13 protein-coding genes are annotated in these 16329 nt (G+C 60.3%); 10 read left to right on the forward strand and 3 right to left on the reverse strand.

Annotated elements, in window-relative coordinates:
- Positions 1–2 precede the first annotated feature (2 nt).
- Positions 3–1439, reverse strand: coding sequence for a glutamine synthetase family protein (locus HB780_RS29140; protein WP_183691427.1), 1437 nt, complete (start codon positions 1437–1439; stop codon positions 3–5).
- Positions 1440–1622: 183 nt separating this feature from the next.
- Between HB780_RS29140 and HB780_RS29145 the strand changes: the two genes are divergently transcribed.
- The 4 genes from HB780_RS29145 (at position 1623) to HB780_RS29160 (ending at position 6540) form a co-directional block, all read left to right on the forward strand.
- Positions 1623–2759 (forward strand): BaiN/RdsA family NAD(P)/FAD-dependent oxidoreductase, encoded by a 1137-nt coding sequence (locus HB780_RS29145; protein ID WP_286203196.1) that lies wholly within the window; start codon positions 1623–1625, stop codon positions 2757–2759.
- 73 nt (positions 2760–2832) lie between these two features.
- Positions 2833–3345 carry an ankyrin repeat domain-containing protein gene (locus HB780_RS29150; protein ID WP_183691431.1) on the forward strand — a complete coding sequence of 171 codons (513 nt, stop codon included), beginning with the start codon at positions 2833–2835 and terminating at the stop codon, positions 3343–3345.
- 172 nt (positions 3346–3517) lie between these two features.
- Positions 3518–3661, forward strand: coding sequence for a hypothetical protein (locus HB780_RS29155; protein WP_183691433.1), 144 nt, complete (start codon positions 3518–3520; stop codon positions 3659–3661).
- Positions 3662–4002: 341 nt separating this feature from the next.
- Positions 4003–6540 carry a methyl-accepting chemotaxis protein gene (locus HB780_RS29160; RefSeq protein WP_183691435.1) on the forward strand — a complete coding sequence of 846 codons (2538 nt, stop codon included), beginning with the start codon at positions 4003–4005 and terminating at the stop codon, positions 6538–6540.
- On the opposite strand, the gene HB780_RS29165 is transcribed toward HB780_RS29160, so the two are convergent.
- Complete coding sequence (locus HB780_RS29165) at positions 6519–6770, reverse strand: hypothetical protein (protein ID WP_183691437.1); 252 nt, start codon at positions 6768–6770, stop codon at positions 6519–6521. The genes HB780_RS29160 and HB780_RS29165 overlap by 22 nt on opposite strands.
- An 88-nt stretch (positions 6771–6858) precedes the next feature.
- Here HB780_RS29165 and HB780_RS29170 point away from each other — a divergent pair, with 88 nt between their 5' ends.
- The 5 genes from HB780_RS29170 to HB780_RS29190 all read left to right on the forward strand — a co-directional run bounded on the left by HB780_RS29170 (position 6859) and on the right by HB780_RS29190 (position 12020).
- Positions 6859–7731, forward strand: a complete 873-nt coding sequence (locus HB780_RS29170) for a LysR family transcriptional regulator (RefSeq protein WP_183691439.1) — start codon at positions 6859–6861, stop codon at positions 7729–7731.
- A gap of 205 nt (positions 7732–7936) precedes the next feature.
- Positions 7937–9025 carry a polyamine ABC transporter substrate-binding protein gene (locus tag HB780_RS29175; protein ID WP_286203197.1) on the forward strand — a complete coding sequence of 363 codons (1089 nt, stop codon included), beginning with the start codon at positions 7937–7939 and terminating at the stop codon, positions 9023–9025.
- A gap of 119 nt (positions 9026–9144) precedes the next feature.
- The gene (locus tag HB780_RS29180; RefSeq protein WP_183691444.1) at positions 9145–10287 is read left to right on the forward strand and encodes an ABC transporter ATP-binding protein; all 1143 of its coding nucleotides are present in this window, start codon (positions 9145–9147) and stop codon (positions 10285–10287) included.
- Between the two features lie 2 nt (positions 10288–10289).
- The gene (locus HB780_RS29185; RefSeq protein WP_183691446.1) at positions 10290–11201 is read left to right on the forward strand and encodes an ABC transporter permease subunit; all 912 of its coding nucleotides are present in this window, start codon (positions 10290–10292) and stop codon (positions 11199–11201) included.
- 3 nt (positions 11202–11204) lie between these two features.
- Complete coding sequence (locus HB780_RS29190; protein ID WP_183691448.1) at positions 11205–12020, forward strand: ABC transporter permease subunit; 816 nt, start codon at positions 11205–11207, stop codon at positions 12018–12020.
- 5 nt (positions 12021–12025) lie between these two features.
- On the opposite strand, the gene HB780_RS29195 is transcribed toward HB780_RS29190, so the two are convergent.
- On the reverse strand, positions 12026–13921 hold the full coding sequence (locus tag HB780_RS29195; RefSeq protein ID WP_183691450.1) for an AsmA family protein: 1896 nt from the start codon (positions 13919–13921) through the stop codon (positions 12026–12028).
- A 164-nt stretch (positions 13922–14085) separates the two neighbouring features.
- Here HB780_RS29195 and HB780_RS29200 point away from each other — a divergent pair, with 164 nt between their 5' ends.
- Positions 14086–16038: an acetoacetate--CoA ligase gene (locus HB780_RS29200; protein ID WP_183691452.1), complete on the forward strand. Its 1953-nt coding sequence runs from the start codon at positions 14086–14088 to the stop codon at positions 16036–16038.
- The last annotated feature ends 291 nt before the right edge of the window (positions 16039–16329 follow it).

A 16329-nucleotide genomic window follows, 5' to 3' on the forward strand; every position in this document is an offset into this window, starting at 1 on the left:
CCTCACACGTTGAGCAGAAGGAATTCCCGCTCCCAGGGGCTGATCACCTGCATGAAGGTCTCGAACTCGCCGCGTTTGACGCCGGCGTAGATGTCGATGAACTCCTTGCCGAGAACTTCATAAAAGGCCGGCTCGCCCTCCAGGAGCGCGATGGCTTCGAGAAGGCCACGGGGGAGGTCGATCGAGCCTTCATTGGCCGAATCCTCGGTCGGTGCCGTCGGTTCAACCTTCTTCATGATGCCGAGCAGGCCGGAGGCGAGCGAGGCGGAGAGCGCCAGATAAGGATTGGCGTCCGAGCTCGGCAGCCGGTTCTCGACGCGGCGGGCTTGCGGATCGGAGACCGGCACGCGGAAGGCCGTGGTGCGGTTGTCGTAGCCCCAGGCATTGTTGACCGGGCAGGACATGTTCGGCGCCAGCCGACGATAGGAATTCACGTAGGGCGCGAGCATCGCAAGTGCATTCGGCACGTAGCGCTGCATGCCGCCGATGAAGTGGAAGAACTCGGGCGAGGGACTGCCGTCCGGATTGGTGAAAACATTCTTGCCGGTCTCAATGTTGACCACCGACTGGTGGATATGCATCGCCGAGCCCGCCTGGCTCTGCATCGGCTTGGCCATGAAGGTGGCATAGATGCCGTGCTTCAGCGCCGCTTCACGGATGGTGCGCTTGAACATGAAGACCTGGTCGGCAAGCTCGATCGGATCGCCATGGCGCAGGTTGATTTCGAGCTGCGCCGGACCCTCTTCATGGATCAGCGTATCGATCTCCAGACCCTGCTTTTCCGAGAAGTGATAGATATCGTCGATCAGCTCATCGAACTCGTTGATGCCGGCGATGGAATAGCCCTGACCACCGAGGATCGACCGGCCGGAACGCCCCTTCGGCGGATGCAGCGGATAGTCCGGGTCGTCATTCTTGGCGACGAGATAGAATTCAATCTCCGGCGCCACGACCGCTTTCCAGCCGCGCTCCTTATAGAGATTCATGATCTGCTTCAGTAGGTTGCGCGGCGTATAGGACACCGCTTCACCTTCGGAATTGACGATGTCGCAGATCACCTGCGCCGTCGGATCGGTTTCCCAGGGCACGACGGAGAGCGTCGAAAGATCCGGCACCAGCTTCAGGTCGCTGTCGCGCGGCTCGTAGCGGAAGTTTTCGGTCTCTTCAGGATATTCGCCTGAGATCGTATGTCGGTAGATCGCCGAGGGCAGGGCGAGCGAGGTGTTGGACGTGAATTTCGAGGTCGGCATCATCTTGCCGCGCGGTACGCCCGCAAGGTCCGGTGTGATGCATTCAATGTCTTCGATACCGCGCGCCCGCAACCACTGGGCTGCTTCCTTCCAATTTGCTACACCGCGTGCCGATCGTAGACTGCGGGGAACTGTAGCAACTTTCGAGACCGGCTTGGAAGCTTTCAGCGGGGTCTTTTTCGAAGGCATAAAACACCGTATTTGCGTGGATCGGAGATTGCATCATAACGGCAGTTTGCCAATTGGCGAGGGGGAGGCGCTCCGACTTTCGCCATATGATGGAAAAATAGTCACTTAGTGCGATAATAGATGAAGGAATGAGATGTGGCCGGCAAATATGATGTGATTGTTCTCGGCGCGGGTGCTGCGGGCATGATGTGCGCCATTCGCGCCGGCCGGCGCGGGCGCTCCGTCCTCGTGCTCGATCATGCCGCCGCACCGGGCGATAAGATCCGCATTTCCGGCGGCGGGCGCTGCAATTTCACCAATATCCATGCCGGCCCGAAGAATTTCCTTTCCGCCAATCCGCATTTCGCCAAGTCGGCCCTGGCGCGCTTCAGCCCCAAGGATTTTCTCGCGATGGTCGAGAGCCACGGCATCGCCTGGCATGAAAAGACGCTCGGCCAGCTCTTCTGCGACGACAGCGCCAAAGATATCATCCGCATGCTGACCGACGAGATGCGGTCAGCCGGCGTGGATTTGCGGCTGCGCACGGAAATCAACGCGATCGAGCCTATCGCCGGTGGCGGCTACCGCATCACCACCTCGGGCGGCACCTTCGAGGCGGCCTCGCTGGTCGTTGCCACCGGTGGCAAGTCGATCCCGAAGATGGGTGCCACCGGCTTTGCCTATCGCATCGCGGAGCAATTCGGCCTGCCGCTCATCGAGACGCGTCCTGGTCTGGTGCCGCTGACTCTCGATCCGCAATTGCTGCAACGTCTGGCGCCGCTTTCCGGCATCGCCGCGCCGGTCGAAATTCGCCATGGCAAGACGGCGTTCCGCGAAGCCCTGCTCTTTACCCATCGGGGCCTGAGCGGCCCGGCGATCCTGCAGATTTCGTCCTATTGGCGGGAAGGGGACGAGATCACGGTGGCGATCGAGCCCGATGTGGATGTCTTCATCATGTTGAAGGCGGCGCGCCAGGCCAACGGACGGCAATCGGCGCAGACGGCTTTGGCGGAAATCCTGCCGAAACGGCTGGCGCAGCATTTCGCCGAGGGCGAGGGCATGTCGGGCAACATGGCTGACCAGGGCGACAAACGATTGCAGCAGCTTGCCGCCGCCGTCCAGGCCTGGCCGGTCAAGCCATCGGGCTCGGAAGGCTATAGAACGGCGGAAGTCACGCTTGGCGGCGTCGACACCACCTGTCTCGATTCCAAGACGATGCAGGTGAAAACCATCCCCGGCCTCTTCTTCATTGGCGAATGCGTCGACGTCACCGGCTGGCTTGGCGGCTATAATTTCCAGTGGGCCTGGGCCTCCGGCCATGTCGCCGGTGAGGCGGCTTGAGGCGGCCTTGCCAATAGATCGCGAAGCAGGCAAGGAGCATCTCCAACGACGACACTATTCGATGGAGGCGATGATGACGTTCAAGACCCGGACATTTCGATCGGCAACTCTTCCTGGCATGGCGGCAGCCTTGATCGTGTCCCTTGGCATGTTTGCTGCCACGGCATCGGACGCCAATGCTGTATCTGCGGCATGCAAGAAGCTGGATCCGAACGGTCAGGATGTGGGCGGCGACACCAATTTCGCGCTGGCGATCCGCGACAAGAAGGGCGATGTCGTCAAGAAGATGCTCGCCTGCGGCGCCAAGCTGGACATGAAGACTACCGAAGGCTGGTACCCGCTGCACACCGCCGCCTATTACGGCCCGGCCGGCATGGTCGATCTCCTGGTTTCCAAGGGCGCCGACGTCAATGCGCGCGGTGATTATGATGGCTGGACACCGTTGCACATGGCGGCGCAACAAGAGGATCCGGCCATCGTCAAGGCGCTGTTGAAGGATGGAGCCGACAAGAGCATCAAGTCGTCTTCCGGCAAGACCGCCGCTGAAATGGCGACCGACCCGGCGATTGCCGAGTTGCTGAAGTAGAAATAGACCCACCGGGTTCCGCACTTTTGAGCAAAAGTCCGAAGGTGCGGCAATTTTGGCTAACCTCTGGTTTTGGCGTTTTCATTTCCTACATCTTTATTTTCTAGATTGCCTGTTGCCGGAACGGCCTGTTGCCGGTTATCGTGTCAGTGCGAAAATGGGATATCGGCTCATGAACAGAACACAACGTCGCGCTCGCGCCATTGCAATTGCTCAAACCCGTGACAATGCCAAGCTGGTAGCCGTCAGGCTGCTGATGCTCGCAACCGGTGCCACGGCGGCCTGCCTCGCATACCTGGCGATGCGCGGCTTCTGATATCGTCGGCATGATCGACTGATTTCGCCGTTTCCCCGGCGAACGACTTGCGCAAATGCGCCACGCCTTGTTTCGGCTGACCTATCGCATCAGCCGTTTTCTTGTGCCCACCCTCGTGCAAGGGCTCGCTATCTCTCCTTATCCGAAAATTAATCTATCAAACTCACAATCTGCGCAGATTTTCTGGGGCCGCTTCCACAACGTGAAGCAGAAGCAATGATTGCCTCCTGACGTCGTTCAGGACCCCGTCTGCGAACATCTCAAGATTGAAGACTATGCATCCGGTCAGCGCTGTGCAGGCGCGGGCAGGGGGGAGCGGTGTGTGAGAGGCCAGAGCCACGATGTTCATTGACAAGATACTGTCCCGTTTCAAGATCAAGACGAAGGTTCTGATCTTCGTTCTGCCGTTTGTCATCAGCATTTCCGCCGTCGGCCTCACCGGGCTCTATGCTTCCGGCCTGCTGCAGGGACGCATGGAAATCTCCAACAGCGTGCTGCAATCGCTGACGGGCTTCAAGAATCTCTACGGCTCGATGGATGACTTCCTGCGCATCACCAACGAACAGCAGCGTGACAAGCTGTATGAGGATATCAAATCACAGAAGGGCGTTCTCGATTCGACGCTCGGCCAGCTCGCCGAAAATGCGGATGGCCGCGACAATCTGACGGACGCGACGACCAAGACCGCCGCCATGGCGAATGAGGTCGCCAAGCTCTGGACGCTGCACGAACAGGAGGTCGATTTCCGCAAGGTGATCGATGATGCCCAGAGAGCGCTGATCAAGGCCCGTTTCAACGTCGATTTCAACGGGCAGCAGCTCGAAGACCAGATGCGCCAAGATCAGGCAGCCGCGACCACGACGCTGCGGTCGGCCGATCGCCTGCTGAAGGGTGGCGATCAGCTCGTTGCCGTTGCCGAGGATTTCAACAAGGCCGCAACACCTGCCGACAAGGTCAAGTTGCTCAAGGACCGGTTGCCTGATCTGAACAAGGCGCAACGCTCGATCAATCTTGCTCTTCCGCAGAACCAGAAGAGCGTGGTGCAATCTGTCATCGGCACGATCAAGGACCTGACCGCCTTCACCGAAAGCGCGGATGTCCCGACCGACGACACGATTGCCAGTATCACCCGGCTTCTCTCCCGCTTCCGCCAGACCTCGACCTATACACAGTTGGCTGCGACGCAGATGATGCGCCAGGCGACAACGACCTTCGTGGATATGGACGCCAAGGTTGTTCAGACCAACTCGGTTCTTCAGGATACCCGCCGTCTCCAGGGCTCGATCTATTCGCTGCAGCTCGTGCTTGGCGAGTTCCTGGCCAATACCAGCAAGGATAATCTGGGTCGTCTGCGGCAGGAGGTCTTCAAGCTCCGCGGTGCCATGGACACGATGAAGCAAAGCGCCAAGGGCATGGATTTCATCGATGGTATCGATGCGGCCATCCGCCCCGCCCTCAAGGCGATCGAGGATGGTGGCGACCAACTGGTCAATACGTCGACCCAGCGCGTCGCGGAATATGCCGTCGCGCGCCAGCAGCTCGATCAGGTCTGGGGCCAGCTCACCGCCTTTGCCGAAACACAAAAGCAGAGCGCCGGAACCGAGCGTGAGCAGGCAAATTATATCTCGATCCTCGCCACCACGCTTGGCATCATCCTCTCGGTTGCCGGCGGCATTGCGCTGGTGCTGACCTTGCAGCGCCCGATCGGCCAGATCACCGCCGCCATGCGCCGTATTGCCGATGGCATGCTGGAGACCACGATCTCCGGCGAAAAGCGCCATGACGAAATCGGCGACATGGCCCGCGCGCTCGGCATCTTCAAGGAAAATGCGATCTCGAAAATCCGTATCGAGGAGCAGAGCGACGAGGAGCGCGCTGCCGCCGACCACGAACGCCAGCGCAACGATGCCGAAAAGCGCGAGCTCGATCGCCAGATCGATTACGCCGTCAGCGAGCTTGCCGCCGGCCTCGAACGTCTGGCGCAGGGCGATATTTCCTCGACCATCGAGACGCCTTTCATCGGTCGTCTCGAACAGCTCCGCCAGGATTTCAACAGTTCGCTGTCGCGCCTGCAGCAGACGATCAGCCAGGTGCGCGACAATGTCGAGATGATCCAGACCAACGGCAACCAGATGGCTGCCTCCGCCGAGGACCTGTCGAAACGCACGGAACAGCAGGCGGCCTCCTTGGAGCAGACCGCTGCCGCCGTCGACGAGATCACCGTCACCGTCCGCTCGTCCGCCGAGCGGGCCAAGGATGCGGATGCGATTGTGCGCGAAGCCAAGCGCAGCGCCGATGACAGCTCCGTCGTCGTCGGCAACGCCATCGACGCCATGACGCGTATCGAGGATGCGTCTCGCAAGATCGAGCAGATCATCGGCGTCATCGACGAGATCGCCTTCCAGACCAACCTTCTGGCGTTGAACGCCGGCATCGAGGCCGCTCGCGCCGGTGACGCCGGCAAGGGCTTTGCGGTCGTTGCCATGGAAGTGCGCGAACTGGCCCAGCGCTCCGCCGCCGCCGCGAAGGAGATCAAAGGGCTGATCAACAAATCGACCCAGGAGGTCAATTCCGGCTCGCAATTCGTGCAGCAGGCCGGCTCGGTGCTGGCGCAGATCAGCGGTCAGATCGTCACCATCAGCCAGCATGTGGAGATGATCGCCCGCGCCAGCCACGATCAGGCAAGCGCCCTGCAGGAGGTCAATGCCTCCGTCAACCATATGGACCAGATGACGCAGAAGAACGCTGGGATGGTCGAGGAGACCACGGCGGCCAGCCGGGAACTGGCCTCCGAGGCGGACGCGCTGCTCTACCTCATCCAGCAGTTCAAGATCGAAAGCAGTCAAGGCATGAGCTATCAGCGGGCAGACGCTGCCTGACCGCAGTAAGCGTCGCTATCACAGGCGGATCGGCTGACATTGAGCCGGTCCGCCTTTTTTGTTTTGAGCCATGCGTAGGTGCGATCGAGGATATTTCCGAACCAGGCGAACACAACATAGGAGTTGTGACCGTGCACCTGATAGAATTCGTCCTCGCTGAGGCTCGATCGTCCAAGACGGTATTGGTCCCGAAGTTGGATGGCGTTGGCAATAATGATGCTGTCGAGCATGGGAAGTCTCCACGTTGAAAGGCATCCCTTCAATTACACATAAAAAATTGCTTTATATACAGCCACTTCTGCCTTATCTTTTTCAATTATGAAAAATTCGACTTGGGATGCCTATCAGCTTTTCCTCGATGTCGCCCGCGGCGGCGGGCTGACGGGTGCCGTTTCGTCGAGCGGATTAAGCCCGGCGACGATCGGCCGGCGCATGCTGGAGCTGGAGAGCCAGGTTGGTCGCCCGCTCTTTCAGCGCAGCCAGACCGGATATGCGCTGACCGGCGACGGCCAGGAATTGTTCGATCAGCTGCTCGACATGGAGGCGGCCGCCCGCAAGGTGGATAGCTGGCAGCGCGACGCGCAGGGCGCGGCCGTCGTCCGGATTACGGCGGGCACCTGGGTCGCCTGGGTGCTCAGCCAGAACATGCCGTCGATCTGTTCGGAACGGGACGGCTTCCGCGTCGATCTGCAAATCGCCGAACGCCGCGCCAGCCTCACCCACCGCGAAAGCGATATCGGTATCCGCGCCTTCGAGCCGGAGGAGGCCAATCTTGCGGCGATCAAGACCGGCGATGTCGCCTATGCCGCCTATCAGGCGCGCAATATGCGTTTCGCCGGGCCTAGGCGCTGGATCGCTGTTGCGGAAGAAGAGGCGATTTCCGCCTATTTGCGCTGGCCGCATCAGAATGAGCGCGAGGCGATCGCGGTGACGGTCAGCCGGCCGCGCTCGCTGCACGACCTTGTCCTTGCGGGAGCGGGCATCGCCGTTCTTCCCTGTTTCGTCGGCGATCTGGAGCCTCGGCTGGAGCGGGTCGGCGAGGAGGTCGCCGCCTTGCGTCACGGGCAATGGATCGTCATGAACGATACCGACCGCCATCGCCGTGAGATACGCACCGTGGTCGACCGCATGACCCGGCTGCTGAAGAGCCATGCCGATCTCTTCGCGGGCAATCGTCCGACCTATGTTTGAAAACCGGAAGTCGGGGACGGCAAGGCCCGCCTCCAGTCGGTTGGTCGTGCCGCCCCCCCCGTTCCCGCCTAAATCCGTGAAAGCTCATAGGGGCTTACTTTTCCCCCTTGTGGCCTTTGGAATTCCTTTCTAGTCTGGCGGGAAAAACAGAGGGTTGGGTGTCGTCAGGATGCCCTTGAACAAAACAGGAGAGACCATGAAGTCCATGTTCGCACGGCTCGCGGCAACTGCTTTTGCGGCTGTTTCGCTGGTGACGGCTGCCCAGGCGGAAGACAAGGTTGTCAACGTCTACAACTGGTCGGATTACATCGATGATTCGATCCTGGCCGATTTCACCAAGGAAACCGGCATCAAGGTCGTCTACGACACCTTCGATGCCAACGAAACGCTGGAAACCAAGCTGCTTGCGGGCAAGACCGGCTATGACGTCGTCGTGCCGACCGCCTACTTCCTGCAGCGCCAGATCAAAGCCGGCGTCTTCCAGAAGCTCGACAAGTCGAAACTGCCGAATATTTCCAACATGTGGGACACCGTGCAGCAGCGGATCGCGGCCTACGATCCCGGCAACCAATATGCCGTCGACTACATGTGGGGCACCAGCGGCGTCGGCTATAATGTCGACAAGGTGAAGCAGATCCTCGGCACGGACGAGGCGCCTGATATCAACGTGATCTTCGATCCGGCGCTGGCTGCCAAGTTCAAGGATTGCGGCATCTACATGCTGGACTCTCCAACGGACGTCATCCCGGCGGCGCTGCGCTATCTCGGCCTCGATCCGAATTCGACCAAGGCCGACGACCTGAAGAAGGCCGAGGACCTGCTGACGGCGGTTCGCCCCAATGTCCGCAAATTCCATTCGTCGGAATATATCAACGCGCTGGCAAACGGCGATATCTGCCTTGCCTTCGGTTATTCCGGTGACGTGCTGCAGGCGCGCAACCGCGCAGCCGAGGCCAAGAATGGCATCAATATCAGCTATTCGATCCCGAAAAAGGGTGCGCAGATGTGGTTCGACGTGATGGCGATCCCGGCCGATGCGCCGCATGTCGCCGAAGCGCACGCGTTCATCAACTACATGATGAAGCCGGAAGTCATCGCCAAGGCCAGCAACTTCACGGCTTACGCGAATGGCAACAAGGCGTCCCAGCAATTCGTGAGCAAGGAAGTGCTGGAGGATCCGTCCGTCTATCCGACGGAAGAGGTCACGAAAAACCTTTACACCCTGAAGCCATGGGATCCGAAAGCGCAGCGTGTGGCGACGCGCCTGTGGACGAAAGTCACCACTGGCCAATAATTTCAAAGCAGGCCCGGACGGCAAAGTCCGGGTCTTTTTTTTGGCGGCATAGCGTAAAGATCAGGACCGCGCCGGGTGGGGAAGAGCTGGCGCAACATCCGTTCATTTGGGGATAGATAATGAAATCTCTCGGTAATATCCGACGTTCCTTTGCTCCGTGGACCGACCCATCGGCAAAGCCTTATATTTCCTTCAAGAACGTCACGAAGAAGTTCGGCGATTTCGTCGCCGTCGACAATCTTTCGCTGGATATCTACAACCGCGAATTCTTCGCCCTGCTCGGTGCTTCCGGCTGCGGCAAGTCCACGCTGCTGCGCATGCTGGCGGGCTTCGAGCAACCGACGACGGGCGAGATCATCCTCGACGGCCAGAGCCTTGCCGGTACGCCGCCCTATCGCCGCCCCGTCAACATGATGTTCCAGTCCTATGCTCTCTTCCCGCATATGACGGTGGAAAAGAACATCGCCTTCGGGCTGCGCCAGGACGGCATGCCGAAGGCGGAGATTGATGAGCGCGTCGCGCAGATGCTGAAGCTGGTCAAGCTGGAGCAATTCGCCAAGCGCAAGCCGCATCAGCTTTCCGGTGGTCAGCGTCAGCGCGTGGCGCTTGCCCGCTCGCTTGCCAAGCGCCCGAAGGTGCTGCTGCTCGACGAGCCGCTCGGCGCACTCGACAAGAAGCTGCGCGAGGAGACCCAGTTCGAGTTGATGGACCTGCAGCAGAGCCTCGGCCTCACCTTCGTCGTCGTCACCCACGACCAGGAGGAGGCGATGACCATGGCCGACCGCATCGCTGTCATGAGCCATGGCAAGGTGGCGCAGATAGCGACGCCTGCGGAGATTTACGAGGCTCCCAACTCGCGCTTCGTCGCCGACTTTATCGGCGATGTGAATATTCTCGAGGGTAATGTGACCTCGGCCCGTTCGGGGATCATCGAGATCGCGGTCGATCCCTCCATCGTGCTGCGCATCGCATCCGGTGACACGCCGGCGGAGGGAAGTCGCGCCAGTCTCGCCATTCGACCGGAGAAACTCAGGATCACGCCGCGCCCGCCCGCCAACGCCTCGGTTAACGCCGCCGAAGGCGAGATCTGGGACATCGCCTATCTCGGCGACATGACGGTCTTTCACGTCAAGCTGAAGAACGGCCAGGTGGTCAAGGCCTCATCGCTGAATGCGGTCCGCGCGGTGGAAGAGCCCTTCGCCTACGACCAGAATGTCTGGGTCTCCTTCGATGAAAACGCTGGCGTGCTGCTGAAGGATTGATCATGAAATCGCTCGGTTCCTCCCTCTACCAGCGCCTCGTCATCATCATCCCCTATGTCTGGCTGCTGCTCTTCTTCCTCGTGCCGTTCCTGATCGTCTTCCGCATCTCGCTGTCGACAAAGGCGCTGTCCATCCCGCCCTATGATCCGTCCTTCAACTGGTCGGATAGTTTCAGCGACTGGTGGGACAAGCTGCAGACCATGTCGTTCGACAACTACACATGGTTGGCCGGCGATCCGCTCTACATGAACGCCTATCTCGGCAGCCTCAAGATCGCCGGCATCTCGACGCTCCTGACGCTGCTCATCGCCTATCCCATCGCCTATGGCATGGCGCAGGCGCCGCGCACCATCCGCCCGACGCTGCTGATGCTGGTGATCCTGCCGTTCTGGACGAGCTTCCTGATCCGCGTCTATTCCTGGATGTCGATCCTCAGCACCACCGGTCTCCTGAACCAGCTGCTGATGGGGCTCGGTATCATCCACGAGCCACTGGTGATCCTCAACACCAACGCCGCCGTCTATATCGGCATGGTCTATTCCTACCTGCCGTTCATGGTGCTGCCGCTCTATTCCGCGCTGGAAAAGATGGACGGCACGCTGATCGAGGCGGCGCAGGATCTCGGCTGCACGGCGATCGGTGCTTTCTGGCGCGTGACGTTCCCGCTGTCGCTCCCCGGCGTAATTGCGGGCTGCATGCTGGTCTTCATCCCGGCTGTCGGCGAATTCGTGATCCCGGATCTGCTCGGCGGTTCCGAAACGCTGATGATCGGCAAGGTGCTGTGGACAGAGTTCTATGGCAACACCGACTGGCCGCTGGCCTCCGCCGTGGCGACGATCCTGCTGCTGGTGCTGGTGGTGCCCATCGTCTTCTTCCAGCATTTCCAGGCGAAAGCCGAAGAGAGAGGGAGATAGACCATGAGCCGCTGGTCCCGTTTCAACATCGTCTCGGTCACGCTCGGCCTGGCGTTCCTATACCTGCCGATCCTGCTGCTGGTCATCTATTCCTTCAACTCCTCGCGCCTGGTCACGGTCTGGGGCGGCTTCTCGACGCAATGGTATGTGCATCTGTTCAGCAACGACACCATGCTAAGTGCAGCCTGGCTGACGGTGCGCATCGCGCTTCTGTCGGCGACGGTCGCCACGGTGCTTGGCACGCTGGCGGCTCTGACACTGGTACGCTACACGCGCTTCCGTGGCCGCATCCTGTTTTCGGGCATGATCTACGCGCCGCTGGTCATGCCGGATGTCATCACCGGCCTGTCGCTGTTGCTGTTCTTCGTCACCGCCGGTGTCGACCGTGGTTTCTGGACGATCGTCATGGCGCATACGACGCTGACCATGTGCTTCGTTGCCGTCGTTGTGCAGTCCAGGCTTCTGACCTTCGACCGCTCTATCGAGGAGGCAGCGCTGGATCTCGGCGCACCGCCGGTGCGTACTTTCTTCGAGATCACGTTGCCGATCATCGCGCCGGCCGTGTTTTCCGGCTGGGTATTGGCGCTGACGCTGTCGCTCGACGATCTCGTGATCGCCACCTTTGCCTCAGGCGCCGGCGCCAAGACGCTGCCAATGCTGATCTACAGTCAGGTAAAGCTTGGCGTGACGCCGGAAATCAACGCGATCTGCACTATTCTGGTCGGTATTGTCGCCATCGGTGTCATCTGCGCTTCCATCGCCACCAAGCGCTACGAAGTGCAGCGCCAGAGGGATGAGCACGCTGCGGCGGCTGGCTGAGGGTTTTACGGCTGCGGCTGATCGGGCTTCTGCAGCAGCGTCGTGACCGGGGAGATCACCGGGTCCGGCCAGGTGCCGCCGATGAAGAAGGGCAGCATCGGCAGGTCCGAGCTGTCGGCGGGGTTGCTCGCTTCGATGGCGCCAGAGAGCGCCAGCCCGTTGCTGCGGAAGGGAACGACGCCGTTCAGCGTCACCGTCTCGTTGCGCCCTGTGATCTTCGCGCTGTGAACCTCGGCCGATCCCTTGGCGAAGCTTGCATCGACATTAAGGCTGTCGAAATCGAAGGCCGTGTCGGCGATATCGCTCATCCGAAAGAAAGCCTTGTCGGCGGCAAGCGCGCGGAAGGCGGAGATGTTGAATTGCCGGAAGGAGCCCGCCTGTGCGGTGAAACTCATCTTGCCGGCGACATCGCCGAGATTGGCGGCCCAGATCGGCTTCGAGGTGCTGAGCGCGAGATCTAGCGATCCCGTCGTCATCGGCAGCGGACCAACGAGCTTGAGACGAGTGAAAAGTCCACCGAAATCGGCGTTGCGGATGGATATCTGCAATTTGCCGCCGCCATCGAAGTCGCCTTGCGTGACCTCCAGATGCGCGGTCAGATCCCCGCCCTCGAAGCCGCTGTCGCCGATGTCGAATTTCGCCTTGCCGCCGGCTACCAGCAGGCTGGCGCCGATATTATCGAACTGGAAGGGGCCGAGCCAGGCCTTGTTCGATGACATCCGCAAATCCATGTCGAGGCGCTGCAAAGGATTGCCGTTGAGCAGCGCGTCGATGGCGGTATCGGCGGCTAGCCGCATGGAGAATGCCGCCAGGAATGGATTGAGGTTCATCTGGTCGAAGGCGAGCGTGCCGGAAATCTTCGGCTTGCCGGCTGTCGTATAACTCAAGTCCATGACGCCGGACGCGGCGGAATCGTTAACCTTGAAGTTCAGGTTGTTGAAACGCAGGCCATTCTGGATCGCGACGATATCGGCGTTGAGTGAGACGTTCTGCAGCGTATTGGCGGCTGGCAGATGCTGTCCGCTCCAAGCAAGGAATGTGGGCACGTTAGGCACGCTCAGATCCAGATTTCCGGCAAGCGTCGAGAAATCGGAGATACTGGTGACACCGGTATAGGTCCAGTTGATCAGCGGTGAGGAAAAGCTCGTCTTTGCATCCACGCTCTTGCCGGCAAAAAGCAGCAGCGGTTGGGTGGAATTGAAATCGATCTTGACGTCCTGGCCGTTGAGCCGCGCCAGGATGACAGCCGTCATCGGCCGGGACAGCCGTGGCCAGGCGATGTCGGCATTGATGCTGTTCATCTTGTAGATATTGCCGGTGCGCTCATCGGCCATCTCGACACTGCCGTCCTCGATGGTCAGAGTGCCGATGTCCGCATCCTGCTCCCTCCGCATGGGCATGTCCTGGTTGGCGGATGTTTCCACCCGCTCGATCGCCTTGGACAACAACCCTTCGTTCGTCCAGTCGATCAGGCCGGTCTCGTCGCGGCGGATATAGAGCGTCGGCCGCAGGAAATGGAACTCATGGAAATGCGCGCGTCCACGCAGCGCCGTAAGCAGCGAGAAGTCGGCCGAAAGACTATCGACATGCCCGAGAACCTTGCCGTTTTTCGTCGGCTCGCGGATGGTGACCTGATTGAGCGTCACGCGCGGCGTCGGCCAGAATTCCAGGGTCGGGTCACCCTCGATCTGGGCGCGATATCCCGTCCAGTCCGACAGTGCCTTCTCGATACCGGAGCGCACCAGTCCGCTGGAAATGAGGAACGGGGCGGTTGCCCTGAAGACGACAAAGACGATGAGGATAGTCAGCAGCACGACGCCGGAGGTGCGCGCGACGGTCGGCAGCCAGCGCGAGGCCGATCGCATCGTCAATCGCCACTTCCTATTCCTCGACGTGCTCATGATCTCACGGGGACTTTCATACTCATAGCGCTGATATGCCTGTGTTTGCCGGATATAGGAAATGATCGGCGGATGCAAACATTGTACAGCGGGAAGACGGACGACTCAGTGACTTTATAATGCGTTGCAGCATGATATATAAACCGAAAGCAGGGGGAGATCATATGCAAGACAATCAACCACTCTGGACTCCATCGGACGAGTTTCGACGTCACAGCCCGATGTTTGCCTTCATGGAGGAGTGCAACCGGCGTTTTGACCTGTCGCTTTCCGATTTCGCCAGCCTGCACAGCTGGTCGATCACCGAGCGCGAAAGCTTCTGGACGGCAGTGTGGGATTTCTGTGGCATCAAGGGAAAACGCGGCGAAAGGGCGCTGATCAATGGCGACCTGATGCTGGAGGCGCGCTTCTTTCCCGATGCCGAGCTGAATTTCGCCGAGAACCTGCTATCGAAAAGCGGTGAGGGCGATGCGCTGGTCTTCTGGGGGGAAGACAAGGTGCGTGATCGCTGGTCCTGGGATCGGCTCTCGGCCACGGTATCACGCCTGCAACAGGCCTATCGCGCGCTCGGCATCGGCAAGGGCGACCGTGTCGCCGCGATGATGCCGAACATGCCGGAAACCATTGCCTGCATGTTGGCCGCCGCCTCGATCGGCGCCATCTGGTCCTCCTGTTCTCCCGATTTCGGTGAGCAGGGCGTGTTGGACCGCTTCGGCCAGATCGAGCCGAAACTCTTCATCGCCTGCAGTGGCTATTGGTATGGGGGCAAATTGCAGGACGTGACGGCGAAGGTCGGCGCCATCGCAGAGCAGCTTGGCGCGCCGACGGTCATCACTCCCTATGCCGGCGATGCCGATGCGGTCGCGGCGGTGACCCCTGGTGCCAAGACGTTGTCCGCCTTCATCGCGCCTTTCGAGGCGAAGGCCGTCGAATTCGTGCCCCTGCCGTTTGCGCATCCGCTGTTCATTCTGTTTTCCTCGGGCACGACGGGCGTGCCGAAGTGCATCGTCCATTCCACCGGCGGCGCATTGCTGCAATTGATCAAGGAGCATCGCCTGCATTGCGGCGTCGTTCCCGGCGAAAAGGTCTTCTATTTCACCACCTGCGGCTGGATGATGTGGAACTGGCTGGTAACCGGGCTTGCCGCCGGCGCCACCCTCTGCCTCTACGACGGTTCGCCATTCTCCCCTGACGGCAATATCCTCTTTGACTATGCGCAGGAGGAGGGTTTTGCCGTGTTCGGCACCTCGGCCAAATATATCGATGCAGTGCGCAAGGGCGGCCTGACACCGAAGACCTCGCACGATCTGTCCAGCCTGAGATTGATGACCTCCACGGGCTCGCCGCTGTCTCCGGAAGGCTTCACCTTCGTCTATGAGGGCATCAAGGACGATATCCAGCTCGCCTCGATCTCGGGCGGCACCGACATTGTCTCCTGCTTCGTGCTCGGCAATCCCTTGCAGCCGGTCTGGCGCGGCGAGATCCAGGGCGCGGGTCTCGGCCTTGCCGTCGATGTCTGGAACGAAGACGGCAAGCCGGTGCGCGGCGAAAAGGGTGAACTGGTCTGCGCCAAGGCGTTTCCCTCGATGCCGGTGATGTTCTGGAACGATCCCGACCGCGCCAAATATCACGCCGCCTATTTCGAGCGTTTCGACAATGTCTGGTGCCACGGCGATTTCGCCGAATGGACCGAGCATGGCGGCCTGATCATCCATGGCCGCTCGGATGCGACACTCAATCCCGGCGGCGTGCGTATCGGCACGGCGGAGATCTACAATCAGGTCGAACAGATGCCGGAAGTGCTGGAAGCGCTTTGCATCGGCCAGGACTGGGATGACGACGTGCGCGTTGTGCTGTTCGTGCGCCTGGCGGCGGGTGCCGCGCTGACGGAGGATCTCGTCAAGGCGATGAAGACGCGCATCCGCACCGGCGCCTCGCCGCGACATGTTCCGGCCAAGATCATCGCCGTCGCGGACATCCCGCGCACCAAGTCCGGCAAGATCGTCGAACTCGCCGTCCGCGATGTCGTTCATGGCCGGGCGGTGAAAAACAAGGAAGCGCTCGCCAATCCGGAAGCGCTGGATCTGTTCGCGGGGCTGGAGGAACTGAAGAGCTGACCTTCTCTCAAAATTGAAGGGCGAAGGATGGCTTTGGAACGTCCACCCGGCATTAAAGGAGGGTGGTCAAAGCCCAAATCCAAGTTGGGGCTGCAAGGTCTCTGAAGCGCGACCTTGATTGACTTGAGCCATCATTCGGCAGCAATAGTGCCAAATGCAGCCCGATTCGCTGCCTTTTTTTCGTTCGCGCTGCACAAATACACGCCCGCTCTGTACATTCTCCCGCCGACCAAGTATGTGCACGCTTGAAGAAGAGGCTTGCGACGTGCGGGCCACGATGATCCGTGCCTC

The sequence above is a fragment of the Rhizobium lusitanum genome (genome assembly GCF_014189535.1).
Lineage (GTDB): Bacteria > Pseudomonadota > Alphaproteobacteria > Rhizobiales > Rhizobiaceae > Rhizobium > Rhizobium lusitanum_C.